Annotated in this window: 14 protein-coding genes and 3 pseudogenes; 8 read left to right on the forward strand and 9 right to left on the reverse strand. The window is 72.2% G+C overall.

Going from position 1 to position 16,928, the window contains the following annotated elements; genetic code table 11:
* Positions 1-119: 119 nt before the first annotated feature.
* Genes ACFVV1_RS39465 through ACFVV1_RS39475 form a run of 3 tightly spaced genes read right to left on the reverse strand, consistent with a single transcriptional unit; the run spans position 120 to position 3,764 of the window.
* Positions 120-2,684: an ABC transporter permease gene (locus ACFVV1_RS39465; RefSeq protein WP_390000109.1), complete on the reverse strand. Its 2,565-nt coding sequence runs from the start codon at positions 2,682-2,684 to the stop codon at positions 120-122.
* A gap of 4 nt (positions 2,685-2,688) precedes the next feature.
* On the reverse strand, positions 2,689-3,477 hold the full coding sequence (locus tag ACFVV1_RS39470) for an ABC transporter ATP-binding protein (protein ID WP_390000112.1): 789 nt from the start codon (positions 3,475-3,477) through the stop codon (positions 2,689-2,691).
* The gene (locus ACFVV1_RS39475; RefSeq protein ID WP_390000114.1) at positions 3,474-3,764 is read right to left on the reverse strand and encodes an SHOCT domain-containing protein; all 291 of its coding nucleotides are present in this window, start codon (positions 3,762-3,764) and stop codon (positions 3,474-3,476) included. Before ACFVV1_RS39475 ends, ACFVV1_RS39470 begins: the two co-directional genes overlap by 4 nt.
* A gap of 201 nt (positions 3,765-3,965) precedes the next feature.
* On the opposite strand from ACFVV1_RS39475, the pseudogene ACFVV1_RS39480 reads away from it, so the two are divergent.
* Together ACFVV1_RS39480 and ACFVV1_RS39485 are read left to right on the forward strand one after the other, a co-directional pair.
* Positions 3,966-4,205 (forward strand): annotated as a pseudogene (locus tag ACFVV1_RS39480) (hypothetical protein); the annotation flags it as partial.
* Positions 4,204-4,488, forward strand: a complete 285-nt coding sequence (locus ACFVV1_RS39485) for a 2OG-Fe(II) oxygenase (RefSeq protein ID WP_390000116.1) — start codon at positions 4,204-4,206, stop codon at positions 4,486-4,488. The pseudogene ACFVV1_RS39480 and the gene ACFVV1_RS39485, both read left to right, overlap by 2 nt.
* 412 nt (positions 4,489-4,900) lie before the next feature.
* Here ACFVV1_RS39485 and ACFVV1_RS39490 read toward each other — a convergent pair whose 3' ends face one another.
* Complete coding sequence (locus ACFVV1_RS39490) at positions 4,901-6,115, reverse strand: ROK family protein (protein WP_390000119.1); 1,215 nt, start codon at positions 6,113-6,115, stop codon at positions 4,901-4,903.
* A 121-nt stretch (positions 6,116-6,236) separates the two neighbouring features.
* Here ACFVV1_RS39490 and ACFVV1_RS39495 point away from each other — a divergent pair, with 121 nt between their 5' ends.
* Together ACFVV1_RS39495 and ACFVV1_RS39500 are read left to right on the forward strand one after the other, a co-directional pair.
* Positions 6,237-7,448: an MFS transporter gene (locus ACFVV1_RS39495; RefSeq protein ID WP_390000122.1), complete on the forward strand. Its 1,212-nt coding sequence runs from the start codon at positions 6,237-6,239 to the stop codon at positions 7,446-7,448.
* 63 nt (positions 7,449-7,511) lie between these two features.
* Positions 7,512-8,258 (forward strand): maleylpyruvate isomerase family mycothiol-dependent enzyme, encoded by a 747-nt coding sequence (locus ACFVV1_RS39500; protein ID WP_390000124.1) that lies wholly within the window; start codon positions 7,512-7,514, stop codon positions 8,256-8,258.
* Between the two features lie 42 nt (positions 8,259-8,300).
* Here ACFVV1_RS39500 and ACFVV1_RS39505 read toward each other — a convergent pair.
* Positions 8,301-8,564: pseudogene (locus ACFVV1_RS39505) on the reverse strand (MarR family winged helix-turn-helix transcriptional regulator); the annotation flags it as partial.
* On the opposite strand from ACFVV1_RS39505, the pseudogene ACFVV1_RS39510 reads away from it, so the two are divergent.
* Positions 8,493-9,485 (forward strand): annotated as a pseudogene (locus ACFVV1_RS39510) (MFS transporter); the annotation flags it as partial. The pseudogenes ACFVV1_RS39505 and ACFVV1_RS39510 sit on opposite strands and share 72 nt — an antisense overlap.
* A 189-nt stretch (positions 9,486-9,674) precedes the next feature.
* Here ACFVV1_RS39510 and ACFVV1_RS39515 read toward each other — a convergent pair.
* The 3 genes from ACFVV1_RS39515 to ACFVV1_RS39525 form a co-directional block, all read right to left on the reverse strand.
* Positions 9,675-10,340, reverse strand: coding sequence for a response regulator (locus tag ACFVV1_RS39515; protein WP_390000126.1), 666 nt, complete (start codon positions 10,338-10,340; stop codon positions 9,675-9,677).
* On the reverse strand, positions 10,337-11,578 hold the full coding sequence (locus tag ACFVV1_RS39520; RefSeq protein ID WP_390000129.1) for a sensor histidine kinase: 1,242 nt from the start codon (positions 11,576-11,578) through the stop codon (positions 10,337-10,339). Before ACFVV1_RS39520 ends, ACFVV1_RS39515 begins: the two co-directional genes overlap by 4 nt.
* A gap of 254 nt (positions 11,579-11,832) precedes the next feature.
* Positions 11,833-12,540, reverse strand: a complete 708-nt coding sequence (locus tag ACFVV1_RS39525; RefSeq protein WP_390000132.1) for a TetR/AcrR family transcriptional regulator — start codon at positions 12,538-12,540, stop codon at positions 11,833-11,835.
* A 128-nt stretch (positions 12,541-12,668) separates the two neighbouring features.
* Between ACFVV1_RS39525 and ACFVV1_RS39530 the strand changes: the two genes are divergently transcribed.
* Entirely contained in the window at positions 12,669-13,121 is a 453-nt protein-coding gene (locus ACFVV1_RS39530; RefSeq protein WP_390000135.1) for a nitroreductase family deazaflavin-dependent oxidoreductase, read from the forward strand.
* Positions 13,122-13,181: 60 nt separating this feature from the next.
* Here ACFVV1_RS39530 and ACFVV1_RS39535 read toward each other — a convergent pair whose 3' ends face one another.
* Positions 13,182-14,396 carry a geranylgeranyl reductase family protein gene (locus ACFVV1_RS39535; RefSeq protein ID WP_390000137.1) on the reverse strand — a complete coding sequence of 405 codons (1,215 nt, stop codon included), beginning with the start codon at positions 14,394-14,396 and terminating at the stop codon, positions 13,182-13,184.
* Between the two features lie 183 nt (positions 14,397-14,579).
* On the opposite strand from ACFVV1_RS39535, the gene ACFVV1_RS39540 reads away from it, so the two are divergent.
* Together ACFVV1_RS39540 and ACFVV1_RS39545 are read left to right on the forward strand one after the other, a co-directional pair.
* The gene (locus tag ACFVV1_RS39540; protein ID WP_390000140.1) at positions 14,580-15,944 is read left to right on the forward strand and encodes a dipeptidase; all 1,365 of its coding nucleotides are present in this window, start codon (positions 14,580-14,582) and stop codon (positions 15,942-15,944) included.
* Positions 15,945-16,170: 226 nt separating this feature from the next.
* Positions 16,171-16,878, forward strand: coding sequence for an MBL fold metallo-hydrolase (locus ACFVV1_RS39545; protein ID WP_390000143.1), 708 nt, complete (start codon positions 16,171-16,173; stop codon positions 16,876-16,878).
* The last annotated feature ends 50 nt before the right edge of the window (positions 16,879-16,928 follow it).

The raw sequence follows: 16,928 nt of genomic DNA on the forward strand, positions 1-16,928 counted from the left end.
GCCCCGCGTCCCGGCGGCGGCCGCCCCGCCCCCCCGCCGGGGGGGGGGGGGGGGGGGTTCCTCCCTTTCGGGGGGGGGGGGGGCCCCGCCCCCCCCCCCCGCTCCTCCATTTCCGTGCGCTATTCGGCGGCGATCGCGCGGAGCACATCCAGCCGTGCCGCCCGGCGGGCCGGACGCCAGCCCGCCAGCGCCCCGGCGGTGATCCCCACGAGGGCGATCACCAGGAGCCGCAGCGGCGGCAGCGCGAAGGAGAAGGCGGTGCCGCCCGCGGATGCCTTGACCAGCACCCAGCCGAGGAAGCCGCCGAGCAGCAGACCGCCCGCCGTGCCGAACGCGGCGACCAGGACGGATTCCCAGCGGACCATGGACCGCAGCTGGCTCCTGGTCTGCCCGACGGCCCGCAACAGGCCCAGTTCCCTGGTGCGTTCGTGGACGGCCAGCGTGAGCGTGTTGGCGATGCCCAGCAGGGCGATCAGTACGGCGAGTGCCAGCAGCGCGTAGACCAGGGTCAGCATCATGTCGATGCCGTTGGCCGAGGACTGTGCGTACTCGTTGCGGGTCTGTACGTCCGGGTTGCCGTACGCCGCCGCGGTCTTCGCGACCGCCGCCTTGCCTTCGGCGGTGGACACGCCGGGCTTGAAGGAGACGGCGATCAGCGAGTCGGAGTCCTGGGCACGGTGCGGGGCCCAGGCCTGGCGGGTGATGACGTAGTCGCCCGCCAGTTCCGGCCGGTCGTAGACGGCGCGGACCGTGAAGTTCTGCCGGGTGCCGTCGGTGAAGGTGAGCCGTGCGGTGGAGCCGGTGTGCAGTCCGCGCTTGCCGGCCTCGGTGCCGGACACCGCGATCCCGTTCGTGCCCAGCCCGTTCAGCGATCCGTCGACCCGGCCGAGGTCGAAGACCCTGCCGAGCGCGGCCGGGTCGGTGACGGTCAGGGCGCGTCCGGCGCCGTCGACCTCGGCGACCCCTTTACCGAGGCCGACGGCGGTCGCGACCTCCGGCAGCCGGTCGACGGCCGGGGCGAGCCGGGGGCTGAGGCCGCTGCCGCCCGCCCCGAAGGCGGGGGCGCTGATGGCGACGTCGCCCGCGAAGGAGCGGTCCACCGTCTGGTTCATGGTGGCCTTCAGCGAGGCGCCGAAGACGGTGAAGAGGGAGACCACCGCGACGCCGATCATCAGCGCGGTCGCGGTGGACGCGGTCCGTCGGGGGCTGCGCAGGGCGTTGCGCCGGGCCAGCCGGCCCGTGACGCCGCGCAACCGGTCGAGCGGAGCGCCGAGGAACCGTACGGCGTACGAGGAGGCGACCGGTCCGAGCACCACGAACGCGGCGAGTGCGAGTACCGCACCGGCTGCCGACAGCAGCCCGGACGGGCCGGCCGACACGCCGGTCAGGATGGTGCCGACGGAGGCGGCCAGCAGCATGAGCCCGGCCAGGGTACGCGTCCGGGATGCCGCGGAGTCGTCCACGGCGCTCTCGCGCAGGGCGGCGAGCGGAGCGGTGCGGCCGGCCCGGACGGCGGGCAGGAGGGCGGAGCCGAGGCAGACGAGGACACCGACGGCGAGCGGCAGCAGCAGGGACCCGGCGCCGATCACCAGCGGGCCCCCGGGGAACGGGAATCCGACGGCGGGGAAGAGCGCCCGCAGTCCGGCGGCGATCCCGACGCCACCGGCCAGTCCGGCGGCGGAGGCGATCACGCCGACCGCGCCCGCCTCGGCGAGGCTCGCTCCGACGACCTGGCCGCGGGAGGCACCGAGCGCGCGCAGCAGGGCGTTCTCGCGGGTCCGCTGGGCGACGACGATCGCGAAGGTGTTGTGGATGGAGAAGGTGGCGACGAGCAGCACGATCCCGGAGAACACCAGCAGCAGCGTGGTGAACAGGCTGAGGAAGGCGCCGGAGATCATGTCCCGGTTCTCGGCGGCCGAGGCCTGTCCGGTGATGGCCTCGACGCCCTTGGGCAGTACGGGGCGCAGTGCGTCGACGAGTTCCTGCTGGCTGGTGCCCGGGCCCGCGCGCACCTTGATGGTCGAGGCCTCGCCGGGCTTCGGCGTGAGGTGCTTCTCGGCGTCGGCCTGCGTCATCGCGGTGTAGGTGACCTGCCCCATGCCGTCCTGGCCGCCGAAGGTGGCCAGTCCGACGATCGTGACGCGTACGGGGTCGGGGGTGCGCAGCGTGGTGGTGTCGCCGATCCTGAGCCCGCCCCGGTCGGCGGTGCCGCGGTTGATGACGACCTCGCCTGGTGCGGCGGGGGCGCGTCCGGCGGCGAGCCGGTACGGGTTGAGCTTCGGGTCGTCGATCCAGTTGCCGGCGAGGGTGGGCGGCCCCTGGCCGCCGACGGGTTTGCCGTCGGAGCCGATGAGCTGGCCGGCGCCCTGGATGTCGGGGGCCGCCGCGGCGACCCCGGGGGTCTGCTCGATCCTCTTCACGAGTGCGGTGCTCACCGGCTGCCGGGTGCCCTGGGACTCACCGGCAACGGTGATCACGTCGGAACCGCGCACGACGGCGTCGGTACCGGCGGTGGCGTTGCCGAACATGGTGTCGAAGCTCGCGCGCAGGGTGTCGCCCATGACGAGCGTCCCGGTGAGGAACGCGACGCCGAGCAGGACGGCGACGAAGGTGCCGGCGAAGCGGCGCTTGTGGGCGCGGAGCGAGGAGATGCTCAGGCGCACGGAGGCCCGGGGGCTGGTCATGGCGTCACCGCCTTCGTGAGGGGTGGGGGGCGAAGGACTTGAAGCGGTCGAGTACGCGCTCCGCCGTGGGGTCGGGCATCCGGTCGACGAGCCGGCCGTCGGCGAGGAAGACGACCTCGTCCGCGTGGGCGGCGGCGACCGGGTCGTGGGTGACCATGACGACCGTACGGGCGGTCTGCCGGACGGTGCGGCCGAGCAGCCGGAGCACCTCCTGGCTGGAGCGGGAGTCGAGGTTGCCGGTCGGTTCGTCGGCGAAGACGACATCGGGGCTGCCCGCGAAGGCCCGCGCCACCGCCACCCGCTGCTGCTGTCCGCCGGACAGTTCGCCGGGCCGGTGGTGCAGCCGGTCCCGCAGTCCGACGGTGTCGATCAGTGCGTCGAGCCACTCCGGGTCGGGGCGCTCGCCCGCGAGATCCAGGGGAAGGGTGATGTTCTCCGCGACGGTGAGTGTCGGCAGGAGGTTGAAGGACTGGAAGACGAAGCCGATGCGCTGCCGGCGCAGCAGGGTGAGCCTGCGGTCGTCGAGGGCGCTGAGGTCGGTGTCGCCGATGAAGGCGGAGCCGGAGGTGAGGGTGTCGAGTCCGGCCGCGCAGTGCATGAGGGTGGATTTGCCGGAGCCGGAGGGCCCCATGATCGCGGTGAAGCGGCCGGCCGGAAAGTCGACGCTCACCCCGTCCAGGGCCCTGACCCGGGTGTCTCCCGTGCCGTAGAGCTTCACGGCGTCGACGACCCGGGCTGCGGCGGCGGTGGCGGACGTGGGGGTGGGCTCGGAGGTGGGAACGGTGATCGTCATGCCAGTCCCCCCTTGCTGCCGCGGCCGAACTGTTCGTCGAGTACGGAGATCCGGCGCCAGTACTCGTCCTCCTCGATCTCCCCGGCCGCGAAGCGGCGGCCGAGCAGCGTGATCGGTGACGGTTCGGCTGGGCTCTCCTGGGTGGCACGGGCCTGCCAGGGGCCTCGTCGGCCACGCCGGACCGTGCGGCGCAGGAGAGTGACGCCGCCGATGACGACGGCCGCCCAGGAGAGCGGGAAGAGGAGGATCCAGGGGCCGGGTCCACCGCTGTACGCCAGGGTGTTCATCTCGGTCAGCTCCCTCGGTTCAGGGTTCGCGGTCAGGTTTTCCTGACGACTCCGAGCCTGGCCCCGGGAGGGGTCCCGAGTCGTCGTACGGCCAGCGGCCGTGCGCGTACCCCCTCGGGAGTACGCGGCGGATCCGCGGCTGCTCCCGTGGTCGGGCCGAGATCACCGGATTCCGTACCTACTGTTACGTACAGCGGAGTCATGGGCACTCCGGACCGCCTGGTCGAAGCCACCCGGGAGCTTCTGTGGGAGCGCGGCTACGTGGGCACCGGCCGGGACGGCGTACGAGCGGATCTCGGCGTATCTCCTGCGCAAGCGCGAGGTGCTGCGCGGCTGCCCGGCCGGCTCGCCGAGATCGTCCAGGAGGGCCTGGACCGGGGCGAGTTCACCCGTCCCCTCGTCGCCGAGCACGGGGCGGCAACGATCGTGGCTCACGTTCGTGTATTACCTGCATCGCACACCCCGGCCTTTCGACGGGGGCGAGCTGCGTGTGTTCGACGTCGCCCTGCCGCTGCACACCGAGACAGCTGGAAAGTGGGAGGAGCGCACCTGGCGGGACTGGGAGCCCGAGCACGACAGCATCGTGTTCTTCCGGCCCACCGCCTGGCATGAGGTACGGCCGGTCGGCTGCCCGAGCAAGCAGCACGCCGACAGCCGCTTCGCCGTCAACGGCTGGCTGTGCAGCCCTGCCCCCGCGAACCGCGGGAATGACGTGAGCCTGTGAGACTCGTCGTCCCCGACTGACGGCGATGCATCCCCGCCGGTCGGGCTCGTTCGAGGCGCGCGAACCAGCTCCGCCGGTCACAGGGGCGGCGTCGATACCAAGCCCGCGCCTCCCACTACCGACGACGAGCCGGGCCTACGACGTAGTGCCTCATCGCCTCTCCTTGCCGATGACGACATGGGGATCATCCGCGAGCAGGGTGGGGACTCGCCGGTGAACCAGGCGACACGACCGTCCCCGAATCCCCGGACAGGCCGTATCTGCCGCAACGGTTGCGCCCGCGCCTCGAACAGGCCCTGGGGAAGGAGGCGTTGGACGCGATCCTGCTGGGGCGGCCCGGCACGGGCGTTCGTGTGGCGGTGATCGTCGAGGCCGTCCGACAGCTGAGCACCGAGCGGTCGTCCCGGGGCCGTCACGCAAGCGCGGCCAGCGGATCGTCCAGCACCGGCTGCCAGGCCAGTTCGGCCGCGCCCACCAGGCTGTTGTAGTCGAGCGTGCACGGCAGGATCGGCACACTGCCGCTGCGCCCCCACAGGCTGCGGTCGGCCACCACCGCGCGCAGCCGCTCCGGATCCGCGTCGAGCAGGGCGCGGTGCAGTCCGCCGAGGATGATGCGGTCGGGGTTGAGGATGTTGACCAGCCCGGCAAGCCCGAGGCCGAGCCGGTCGATCAGCGCCTCGGCCGCGCCTCGCACGGCCGCGTCCTCGTACTCCGTACGCAGCAGATCGCCGGCCTGCTTGAGCAGCGACTCCTCCGGACCGGGTTCACGACGGGCGGCGATCAGGAAGGCCAGCGGGTCGGTCTCGACGTCCAGGCAGCCGCGACCGCCGCAGTAGCACGGCCGGCCCTCGGGGTTCACCGTGAGATGCCCGACCTCCAGCGCGAGTCCCGAACTCCCGGTGTGCAGACGGCCGTCGAGGACCAGCGCACCGCCCACGCCGCGGTGACCGGTGGCCACACACAGCAGATGCTGGGCGCCGCGCCCCGCACCGTGCCGGTGCTCGGCGAGTGCGGCGAGGTTGACGTCGTTCCCGGTGAACGCCGGTCCCGGGATGCCCGCTTCCCGTACCCGGTCGGCGAAGATCTCGCGCACCGGGGCACCAGCGGGCCAGGCGATGTGCAGCGGGTTCAGTGCGGTGCCCTCCGGTTCGGCGACCGCGGACGGCACCGCGAGGCCCGCGCCGACGCAGCGCCGTCCGCTCTCCCGCAGCAGCCGGGCGCAGTCGTCGACGACGTCGCCGATGACCTGGGCAGGGTCCGCGGTGACGGTGGCACAGCTCGGGGTGGTGGCGACGAGCCGTCCGCCGAGCCCGACGAGCGCGGCCCGGAACCCGTCGGCGTGCACCTGGGCGGCGATGGCTACGGGGCCGGACTCCCGGATGGCCAGCCGGTGCGAGGGGCGGCCCTGCGAGCCGGCGGCGGAGCCCGGCCGGGAGTCGACCCGGATCAGGCCGAGCGCCTCCAGTTCCGCGGCGACCGCACCGGCCGTCGCCCGGGTGACGCCCAGCTCGGAGGTGAGGACGGCGCGGGTGGGCGCACGTCCGGTGTGGACCAGTTCCAGCGCGGGTCCGAGCGCGCTGCGGCCCCTCTCCAACTTTGTCCGGGTGGTGGTCACCTTGCCGTTCATGGGGGCGAGTCTCCCATGATCCGCGGGTGTTGCCGACGCCCCGGTGGCGCACATGCGCCTCGTGCGCCCGCGGCAGGCAGCCGCCTTGCGCGCGTTGTCCGGACGCCCCTATGCTGAGTTTGTGCCGCAACTAAACAAATTGCGGACGGCCCTGCCGGGGATACCGGGCGGAAACACCGCCCCGCCTTCGTCGGCCCGCCTCCGTACCGCGCTGACCGTGTTCTTCGCCCTCGACGGCTTCCTCTTCGCCGGCTGGGTGGTCCGCATCCCGGCCATCAAACACCAGACCGGTGCCTCGGCCGCCACTCTGGGCCTCGCCCTGCTCGGCGTATCCGCCGGGGCCGTGGTGACCATGATGCTCACCGGCCGGCTGTGCCGGCGCTTCGGCAGCCATCCGCTGACCGTGGTCTGCGGCGTTCTCCTTTCCCTGAGCATCGCCCTGCCCGCGCGGACGCATTCGGCGCTCGCGCTCGGACTGGTGCTGCTGGTCTTCGGCGCCGCGTACGGCGGGATGAACGTGGCGATGAACAGTGCGGCCGTCGACCTGGTCGCCACCCTGCGACGCCCCGTGATGCCCAGCTTCCACGCCGCGTTCAGCCTCGGCGGAATGGTCGGCGCCGGGCTCGGCGGCCTGGTCGCGGGCGGCCTCTCCCCCGCCACGCATCTCTTCGTCCTCACCGGGGTCGGACTCCTGGTCACCGCGGCGGCCGGACCGGTGCTGCTGCGTACTCCGGCGCCGAAGCCCGCGTCCACTGCCGACGCCGCCGAGGTGCCGCGGCCGGGCGGGCGGGCCCGCCGCATGGTGCTCCTGTTCGGCGTGATCGCGCTCTGCACGGCGTACGGCGAAGGCGCATTGGCCGACTGGGGCGCCCTCCATCTGGAACAGGACCTGCACGCCCACCCGGGCGTCGCCGCCGCCGGATACTCCCTGTTCGCGCTGGCCATGACGGCCGGTCGGCTCAGCGGTACGGTGCTGCTCGAACGGCTCGGCCAGACCCGGACCCTCGTCGCGGGCGGTGCGACGGCCGCCGCCGGGATGCTGCTCGGCTCGCTCGCCCCGACCACCTGGTCGGCACTCCTCGGATTCGCCGTCACCGGTCTCGGTCTGGCCAACATCTTCCCCGTCGCGGTGGGCCGGGCGGGCGAGCTGGCCGGGCCCGGAGGGGTGGCCGCCGCGTCGACGCTCGGGTACGGCGGGATGCTGCTCGGACCGCCCGCGATCGGTTTCCTGACCGACTGGTTCTCCCTGCCGCTGGCCCTCACCACGGTGGCGCTGCTGGCCACCGCGGCCGCCGCGCTGGGGTACGGAGCACGCAACGCGGCGCACGCCTGAGAGGCCGGCCCTGCCGCGCAGACACCCCGCCGGACAGCCCGGGCCACTGACACAATCAGAACCATGGAGATCACAGATCACATCAACACCCTGGCCGCCGAGGGACACTTGCTGGCGGCCGCCGCACAGGAAGCGGGAACCGGGGCGCCCGTGCCGACCTGCCCGGACTGGCAGGTACGCGATCTGCTTCGGCACACCGGGGTGGTACACCGCTGGGCGACCGCCTTCCTCGTCGAGGGCCACACCTCGTACCACCCCTCCGGTGAGGAACCGGATCTGGACGGGACCCAGTTGCTCGACTGGTTCCGCGAGGGTCACGGCCTCCTGGTCGACGCGCTGAAGACCGCACCGGCCGGCCTGGAGTGCTGGACCTTCATGCCCGCCCCGTCGCCGCTGGCGTTCTGGGCCCGGCGACAGGGACACGAGACCGCGATTCACCGGGTGGACGCGGAGTCGGCGCGCGGTGGCCGGCTGTCACCGGTGTCGGCCGATCACGCGGTGGACGGAATCGACGAGTTGTTGCGCGGCTTCCACAGCGCCCCGAGGAGCAGGGTGCGTACCGACACACCGCGCTCCCTGCGGGTGCGGGCAACGGACACCGACGCCGCCTGGACCGTGCGGCTCTCGCCACAACCGCCGCAGACCGTACGGGATGACGCGTCGTCCGAAGAGGTCTCCGTGGACTGCGAGTTGAGCGCTACGGCCGAAGAGCTCTATCTGACGCTGTGGAACCGGCTGCCGCTCACGGCGATCACCGTGACCGGAGACCCGGAACCGGCGCGGATCTGGTCCGAGAGCTCCGGAGTCTGATCCCGCCGGCGGGCCGGGGCGAGACGACGCCGGACGCGGCGCTCACTCCCCCGGCCCGTTCAGCATCCGGGCGAGCACGGACCTCTGCAGGGGCTTCACCTCGGCATGGCGCGTCCGGCCCTTCGCCGTCAGCTCGACCCTGACACCCCGGCGGTCCTCGCTGCACATCTCCCGGCACACGAGGCCGTCCTTCTCCAGCCGCGCGACGAGGCGGGACAGCGCGCTCTGACTGAGATGGACCCGGGAAGCCAGCTCCTGAACGCGGTAGGCGCAGCCGCCGTCCTCCGCCGCGCCCTCCGCGAGGACGATGTCTCCATGGTCGGCGTCGCACTGCCGTCCATCGCCGACGACCTCGGACTGACCACCTCGACCCTCCAGTGGATCGTCAGCGGCTACATCCTCGGTTACGGCGGTCTGCTGCTGCTCGGCGGCCGTGCGGCCGATCTGCTGGGCAGGCGCCGGGTCTTCCTGATCGCGCTCGCCCTCTTCGCCCTCGCCTCGCTGCTCGGCGGATTCGTCGACTCCGGGCCGCTGCTGATCGCCGGCCGTTTCATCAAGGGACTCAGCGCCGCGTTCACCGCGCCGGCCGGACTCTCCATCATCACGACGACGTTCAAGGAGGGCCCGCAGCGCAACCGGGCCCTCTCCATCTACACCACGTGCGCCGCCACCGGCTTCTCCATGGGTCTGGTCCTGTCGGGCCTCCTCACCCAGCTGTCCTGGCGGTGGACGATGCTGCTGCCCGCCCCCATCGCGCTGATCGCCCTGATCGCGGGCGTACTGGTCGCCCTCTCCTCGACGAAGATCGGCGATGTGGTGAACCGGTTCGGCACACCGCGTGTCATCGCGGCCGGTTTCACGTTCCTCGTCATCGGCTACGCGCTCTTCCTGCGGATCACGCTCACTCCCTCGTGCGCGGCGGTGATCCTGCCGTCCATGCTGCTGCTCGGCGCGGCGTGCGCGCCGACCTTCCCCTCGCTGAACATTCAGGCGACCAATGGGGTGGGCGACGACGAGCAGGGCATGGTCTCGGGCCTGCTGAACACCTCGATCCAGGTCGGCGGGGCGATCTTCCTGGCGATCGTGACCGCGGTGATCACGGCGTACGGCAGCGGTGACGGATCCCGGCAGGCGGTCCTGGACAGCTACCGGCCGGGTCTGGTCGTGGTGACCGCGGTCGCCCTCGCCGGGCTGCTGGTCACGCTGACCAGGCTGCGGCGGCCGAGGCATCCGCGACATCCACCGCACCCTTCGCACCTGCCGCACAGAAGGTGTCCGTACGGGACTGACCTCCCGAGGAGGAACACGCGGTGGCCTACGGGGAGTTCTCACCCGTCGGCCACCGCTCGCGTGAACTTCGGCCCCCGGGCCGCGAGGCCGTGGCCGGGTCGGCCGAGCCTCCCGGGGTGCGCCGGGTCAGCCGAGCCAGCCGGGGCGCACGAGCCCCGACTCGTAGGCGAGCACGACGAGTTGGGCCCGGTCGCGGGCGCCGAGCTTCACCATGGCGCGGCTGACATGGGTCTTGGCGGTGAGCGGGCTGACGACCAGCCGTCGGGCGATCTCCTCATTGGAGAGCCCTATGCCGACGAGCGCCATCACCTCCCTTTCCCGTTCGGTGAGTTCGCTCAGCCCGGTAGCCGCCGTGGGTTCCTTGGACCGGGCCGCGAACTCGGCGATCAGCCGGCGGGTGACCCCCGGTGAGAGCAGGGCGTCGCCGGCCACCACCGCGCGTACCGCCCGCAGCAGTTCCTCCGGTTCGGTGTCCTTGACGAGAAAGCCTGAGGCGCCGGAGCGGATCGCCTCGAAGACGTACTCGTCGAGCTCGAAGGTGGTGAGCATGACCACCTTGACGTCGTACAGTCCGGGGTCCCCGGTGATGGCGCGGGTGGCGGCGAGGCCGTCGAGACATGGCATCCGGATGTCCATCAGCACGGTGTCCGGCCGCAGTTCGCGCACCATGCGTACGGCCTCCTCACCGTCGGCGGCCTCGCCCGCCACCTCGATGTCGGGCTGGGCGTCCAGCAGGGCCCGGAAACCGGCCCGGACCAGCAGCTGGTCGTCGGCGAGCAGTACGCGGATCACGGTGTCTCCTCCTTGGGCGCTGTCGCGCCGGGTGAGTCGGACAGCAGCGGAAGCTCGGCCCGCACCCGGAAGCCGCCGTCGGCCCGGGGGCCCGCCTCGATCGTGCCACCCAGTGCGGCGGCGCGCTCCCGCATGCCCGCCAGTCCGTTGCCGCTGCCGCCCGCGTCGTTGCCGGTGGCGGGTCCTTCGTCGTCGATACGGAGCCGGATGCGGCCGGGCTCGTAGCCGATCCGGACCTGCGCGGTGCGCGATCCGGAGTGCCGCACCACGTTCGTGAGCGCCTCCTGGACGATCCGGAAGGCGGCGAGATCCGCGCCGGGCGGTACGGCGCGCCGCACCCCGTCGGTCTCGACGGTGACGGTCAGTCCGGTGCTCGCCGCCTGTTCGACGAGTTCGGGGAGCCGGTCGAGTCCGGGAGCCGGGGCCCTGGGGGCGTCTCCGGGGGTGCGCAGTGTGTCAAGGACCTGGCGGACCTCGCCCAGCGCCTCCTTGCTGGCGGCCTTGATGGTGGTGAGGGCGGTACGGGCCTGCTCGGGGTCGGAGTCCAGCAACGCGAGCCCGACGCTCGACTGGACGTTGATGACGGAGATGCTGTGGGCCAGGACATCATGGAGCTCCCGCGCCATCCGCAGCCTCTCCTCGTCGGCCCGGCGCTGCCGGGCGGCCTCCCGTTCCGCACGCTGGTCCGCCCACTGCTCACGGCGTACGCGGACGAACTCGGCGGCGGCGACGATGGCCACCACCCAAGCGGCAACACCCAGTTCCTGCCCCCAGGGAGCGGCGTGGTCGCCGGAGGGCGGCAGCCAGCGGTAGAGCCAGTGGGCCACCAGGACGTGCCCCAGCCACACCATGCCGACGGCCGACCAGGCGGCCCGCCGGTGCCCGGCGACAACGGCGCTGAAGCAGCCCACGGCGACGGCCAGGAACACCGGCCCGTACGGATATCCGGCGGCCAGATAGACCATCGCCGCGGCCGACGTCCCGAAGACGGCGATCACGGGGTGACGGTGGCGCAGCAGAAGCACGGCGACGGCCAGGAAGAGCAGCAGCCGCGCGAAGAGGTCCAGCGGCGCCCGCTCGTCCATCTGCCCCCGGGCCGCGATGGTCGAACCGATCATGACGACGGCACCGAGCAGGATCGTCGACGGCCAGGGCAGCCGGGAGGCGGAGTGTCCCGGTTCCCCCGTCAGCCACCGCGGCGGCTCGCCGTGACCCCAGTGTGAGCGTTGCTCTTCCATGGCGGCCACGCTAGACGGCGGACCGCGTCGCAGGCGTCAGCCGGGCGTGGTGATCGCCCGTACTCCCTGTGGAGTACGGCGTACGGACCGGTGGAGGACGATATACGCACCGGTGGAGGACGGCGTACGGACTGGTGGAGGACGGCGTACGGACCGGTGAGGACGACGCCCGATCCCGGGTCCGTCGTTCGGCGATCAGACCCGTTTCCGCGCCCCGGCACCGCCGCGATCCGGCCTGATCCGAACGGAAGACCCTAGCTGCCGCGCGGGCCGAGCAGCCCGACCGTGCGGGCCAGTTCGGTGACGGCCTCCTGGAAGAAGACCTCCCGGGCCTCCACCACCCGGTTGAACTGGCCGAAGATCTCGAAGGAGATCAGCCCGAACAGCTGTGACCACGCGGCGATCAACGGGGCTGCGGCGCCCGGAGGGAGGCCGGGCGCGAATTCGGCGACCATGCGCCCGGCCTCGGCGCGCAGCTCGGCGGCGAGTGGCGGCACGGCGAGGCCGTCCGAGCGGTAGGCGTCGCCGACGATGGTGATCAGGACGCTGCCGACGCGGGAAGCGGGTCCGATCGTGGCCTGCGGTGCGGTGTAGCCGGGCACGGGCGAGCCGTAGATCAGGGCGTACTCATGAGGGTGGGCCAGGGCCCAGTCGCGAACGGCGCGGGCGACCGCGGTCCAGCGTGCGAGGTGGGGGGCGGCGTCGGCGGCGGCGGCCCGGTGAGCGGCCTCGGCGGTCTCGCCCACGGCGTCGTACGCGTCGACGATCAGGGCCGTGAGCAGCTCGTCCCGGCTGGGGAAGTAGCGGTAGAGCGCGGAGGACGCCATGCCGAGCTCCCGTGCGACGGCGCGCAGTGAGAGTTTCGCGGCGCCCTCGGCCGCCAGCTGCTTCTTCGCCTCGCCCTTGATGGCGGCGGTGACCTCGGTACGGGCCCGTTCCCTGGCTCCTCGGACAGTGCTCATGGGCTTCAGTCTGCCACGGATGGAGAGCACCGACCATCAACGAGAGCGGTGCTCTTGTTTTCGAGCACCATTCCCGTGCACACTGATCTCAAGCGAGAGCACTGCTCTCAAAACGTAAGGGAGTCACCATGTCTCAGCCGTACTACCTTCAGGGCAACGCCTTCAACGTCCGGATGAACGGCGTCATCGGCCGGCTGGCCCGGCACGGCGTCAGCCTTCAGGGCTCGGCCGAACTGTCGGTACGCGGCCGCAGGAGCGGGCAGCCGCAGCGCATCCCGGTGAACCCCCACACCCACAAGGGCGCGCAGTACCTGGTCTCCGCCCGGGGCCACTCCCAGTGGGTGCGCAACATGCGGGTGGCCGGCGGCGGCGAACTGCGGGTGGGCCGGAAGGTCCGCACCTTCACAGCCGTGGAGATCGCGGACGACGAGCAGAAGGCGCTCATCGTCCGCGCCTACCTGGAGCGGTGGGGATGGCAGGTCAACCAGTACTTCCAGGGCGTCACCGCGAAGTCCACGGACGCCGAACTCCTGGCAGCCTGCCCGGACCACCCCGTCTTCCGGATCGCCGTGGAGGGCTGACCCGTAGCGGCCAGGCCCTCCCGGGGCACCCGGCACGCCGAGCGCCCCGGGTGTCAGGCCCTAACGGTCCATCGCCGACAGCGCCCGCTGCGCCAGCGGATGCGTACGGACCAGCTCGGCCAGCGAGGTCGTTCCCCGGGTGATCCCGGCGAACGCGTTCCAGGCCGGGCGAAAACCCGTCAGCACCGCGTGCAGCACCCCGGGGCGGCGCTCGAAGAGCTTCAGCATGCGCCGTCCGACGCCCATCTCGACACCCAGGCCGGCCTTGATGGCGAAGGCGTAATTCAGCGCCTGGCGCCGGGCGTCCACCGCATCGTGCGACTCCGCGATGCGCACCGCCCACTCACCAGCGAGCCGCCCCGACCGAAGGGCGAAGGAGATACCCTCGCGGGTCCACGGCTCCAGCAGTCCGGCCGCGTCGCCGCAGACCAGCACCCGCCCGCGTGACAGCGGCGAGTCGTCGCTGCGGCAGCGCGTCAGATGCCCGGAGGAGATCTTCGGTTCGAAGCCGGCGAGACCGAGCCGGGCGATGAAGTCCTCCAGGTACCGCTTGGTGCCCGCGCCGTCGCCCCGCGCCGAGATCACACCGACGGTGAGGACATCGCCCTTGGGGAACACCCAGCCGTAACTGCCGGGCATGGGACCCCAGTCGATGAGCACCCGCCCCGCCCAGTCCTCCGCGACCGTCTCCGGAACCGGGATCTCCGCCTCCAGGCCGAGGTCCACCTGGTCGAGCTTCACCCCGACATGAGCACCTATCCGCCCCGCGCTGCCGTCCGCGCCGACGACCGCGCGGGCAAGCACCGTCTCGCCGCCGGACAGCACCAGGGCGACCGTGCGCCGGTCCGGCACCGCGGCGCCGTGCTGCTCGACCCTTGTCACCGTCGCTCCGGTTCGGAGTTCGGCGCCCGCCTTCTGCGCCTCTTCGACCAGTCCCGCGTCGAACTCGGGGCGGTTGATGAGCCCGAAGAGCATCCGCTTGGAGCGACGGGTGCGCGCCAGCCTGCCGTTGAGCGAGAACGTGACCGCGTGGATCCGGTCCCGCAGCGGCAGTTCGAATCCGGGCGGCAACGAATCACGCGAATACCCGATGATGCCGCCGCCGCACGTCTTGTAGCGGGGCAGCTCCGCCTTTTCGAGGAGCAGTACCCGTCGGCCCGCGACCGCCGCCGCGTATGCCGCGGAGGCTCCGGCCGGTCCGCCACCGACTACGACGACGTCCCACACGGACGACTCTTCGTGCTCATGCCCGGCGTCTGCGTTCTCGCTGCTCACGATGTGCTTCTGCTCCCGATCCCACCAGTGGCCCATGCTGCTCACGGCATCCTACGGCGCGCCCGGCCCAGCCCCCGCTGTGGGAGGATCGACCGTACGTTCGTCCTTCATGCAACGCCGCACACTCGGTGTACATGTAGCCGGATTCGTACACATAACGTCGCACCCACGAGGAGCGTGCCCATGACCGCCCGTCCGATCTCCGAGACCATTGCCTCGCTGATGCCCCGCGCCAAGACGGAGCTGGCCGAGCTGGTGGCCTTCCAGTCGGTGGCGGATCCCGCGCAGTTCCCGAAGAGCGAGTGCGAGGCGGCCGCGAACTGGGTCGCCGACGCGCTGCGCGCAGAGGACTTCCAGGATGTCGCCCTGCTCGACACCCCCGACGGCACCCAGTCGGTGTACGGCTTCCTGCCCGGCCCGGCCGGCGCCCCGACCGTACTGCTCTACGCGCACTACGACGTGCAGCCGCCGCTCGACGAGTCCGCCTGGCTCTCCCCGCCGTTCGAGCTGACGGAGCGGGACGGCCGCTGGTTCGGCCGCGGCTCGGCGGACTGCAAGGGCGGCTTCATCATGCACCTCCTCGCCCTGCGCGCCCTCAAGGCGAACGGCGGCGTCCCGGTCTCCGTCAAGGTGATCGCCGAGGGGTCCGAGGAGCAGGGCACCGGCGGTCTGGAGCGTTACGCGGAGGCGCACCCCGAGCTGTTGACCGCCGACACGATCGTCATCGGCGACACCGGCAACTTCCGGGTCGGCCTGCCGACGGTCACGGCGACGCTGCGCGGCATGACGATGCTGCGCGTCACGCTCGACACCCTCGAAGGGAACCTGCACTCCGGACAGTTCGGCGGCGCCGCCCCGGACGCGCTGGCCGCGATGATCCAGCTGCTGGCGTCGCTGCGCGCGGAAGACGGCACCACGACCGTCGACGGTCTCGCCACGGACACCGAATGGGACGGACTGCAGTACCCGGCGGCCGAATTCCGCAAGGACGCGAAGGTCCTCGACGGCGTCGGACTGATCGGCACGGGCACGGTCGCCGACCGGATCTGGGCCCGGCCCGCCGTCACCGTCATCGGCATCGACTGCCCGCCGGTGGTCGGCGCGACCCCCTCGCTCCAGGCGAGCGCACGGGCGCAGATCAGCCTGCGCGTGCCGCCGGGCCAGGACGCCGCCGCGGCGAGCGAGCTCCTGACCGCCCACCTCAAGGCGCACGCCCCCTGGGGGTCCAGGGTGTCGGTGGAACAGGTCGGCCAGGGCCAGCCGTTCCGCGCGGACACCTCCAGCCCGGCGTACACGTCCATGGCGCAGGCCATGGAGGCCGCGTACCCCGGCGAGAAGATGCAGACGTCCGGCATGGGCGGCTCGATCCCGCTCTGCAACACCCTCGCCGCCCTGTACCCGGAGGCCGAGATCCTCTTGATCGGCCTGAGCGAGCCGGAGGCACAGATCCACGCGGTGAACGAGAGCGTGTCGCCGGAGGAACTGGAGCGCCTGTCGCTCGCCGAGGCCCTGTTCCTGCGGAACTACGCGGAGTCCAAGCAGATCTGACAGTACGTCACCGACCTGCGCTTTCCTCCCGATCCGGTCCGCCGCCCTGTCCGCGGCGGACCGGTCGCTCCGTCGGACGACGCCGCACCGGACTCGCCGGAGGACGCCGCACCGGACTCGCCGGCCACCGAAGCGCGCGGTCCGGCGGACGGGCTACGCGCTGAGCGAAGCTCGCCGAGAGCGTAGATCCGGGTGGCGGGCGGGCCGGTCGGCGTACGTTCGCAGCATGGATCTCGTCGAGGTACTTCCCCAGCTGCACATGTTCCGCTTCCGCATCGGCCAGGCGTATCTCTGGCGGGACGGCGCGGACCTGACCCTGATCGACGCGGGCGACATCGACGCGGCTCCCGCGATCGAGGACGCCGTGCGCGGCCTCGGCCTGGACCCGGGCCGCATCTCCCGGATCGTGGTCACCCACGGGCACCGTGACCACTACGGCGCCGCCCAGGAGCTCGCCGACCGGCACGGCGCCGAGATCCTCGCCCATCAGCTGGACGCCCCGGTGATCCGTGGCGAGGAGGAGATCGCCGATCCGGTCCTGCTGGACTGGGAACGGCCGTTGTACAAGCACGGGCTGACCGTTCCCCCGGCGCCGCCGACCCGTGTCGACCGCGAGCTGGCCGACGGCGACGAGATCGGGTTCGGCTCGGGGGCCCGGGTTATCCACTCCCCCGGTCACACCCCCGGCTCCATCGGTGTCCATCTGCCGCGCCACGGTGTGCTGTTCACCGGCGACTGCGTGGCCGCGGTCGACCGGGTGATGCTGGGCGTCTTCAACATCGACCGGACGCGGGCCCTGGCCTCGTTCCGGCGGCTGGCCGCGTTGGAACCGGCCACGGCCTGCTTCGGACACGGCGATCCGCTCACCGTCGACGCCGCCGCGGTGCTGCGCGCCTCAGAGCCTGTCGGGTGGCTGATCATGCGTGATGCGTGACGGTCGTGATCTGCCTTCCGGGCATGACGACGGCCCCGGAATGATCACGT

The organism is Streptomyces sp. NPDC058092, assembly GCF_042884935.1.
Classification (GTDB): domain Bacteria; phylum Actinomycetota; class Actinomycetes; order Streptomycetales; family Streptomycetaceae; genus Streptomyces.

Coding starts and splice junctions, on each gene's coding strand:
- ACFVV1_RS39490 (WP_390000119.1), bottom strand. CDS start 6,115: ATGAACGGCAAGGTGACCACCACCCGGACAAAGTTGGAGAGGGGCCGC.
- ACFVV1_RS39465 (WP_390000109.1), bottom strand. CDS start 2,684: ATGACCAGCCCCCGGGCCTCCGTGCGCCTGAGCATCTCCTCGCTCCGC.
- ACFVV1_RS39525 (WP_390000132.1), bottom strand. CDS start 12,540: ATGAGCACTGTCCGAGGAGCCAGGGAACGGGCCCGTACCGAGGTCACC.
- ACFVV1_RS39540 (WP_390000140.1), top strand. CDS start 14,580: ATGACCGCCCGTCCGATCTCCGAGACCATTGCCTCGCTGATGCCCCGC.
- ACFVV1_RS39470 (WP_390000112.1), bottom strand. CDS start 3,477: ATGACGATCACCGTTCCCACCTCCGAGCCCACCCCCACGTCCGCCACC.
- ACFVV1_RS39530 (WP_390000135.1), top strand. CDS start 12,669: ATGTCTCAGCCGTACTACCTTCAGGGCAACGCCTTCAACGTCCGGATG.
- ACFVV1_RS39500 (WP_390000124.1), top strand. CDS start 7,512: ATGGAGATCACAGATCACATCAACACCCTGGCCGCCGAGGGACACTTG.
- ACFVV1_RS39545 (WP_390000143.1), top strand. CDS start 16,171: ATGGATCTCGTCGAGGTACTTCCCCAGCTGCACATGTTCCGCTTCCGC.
- ACFVV1_RS39475 (WP_390000114.1), bottom strand. CDS start 3,764: ATGAACACCCTGGCGTACAGCGGTGGACCCGGCCCCTGGATCCTCCTC.
- ACFVV1_RS39520 (WP_390000129.1), bottom strand. CDS start 11,578: ATGGAAGAGCAACGCTCACACTGGGGTCACGGCGAGCCGCCGCGGTGG.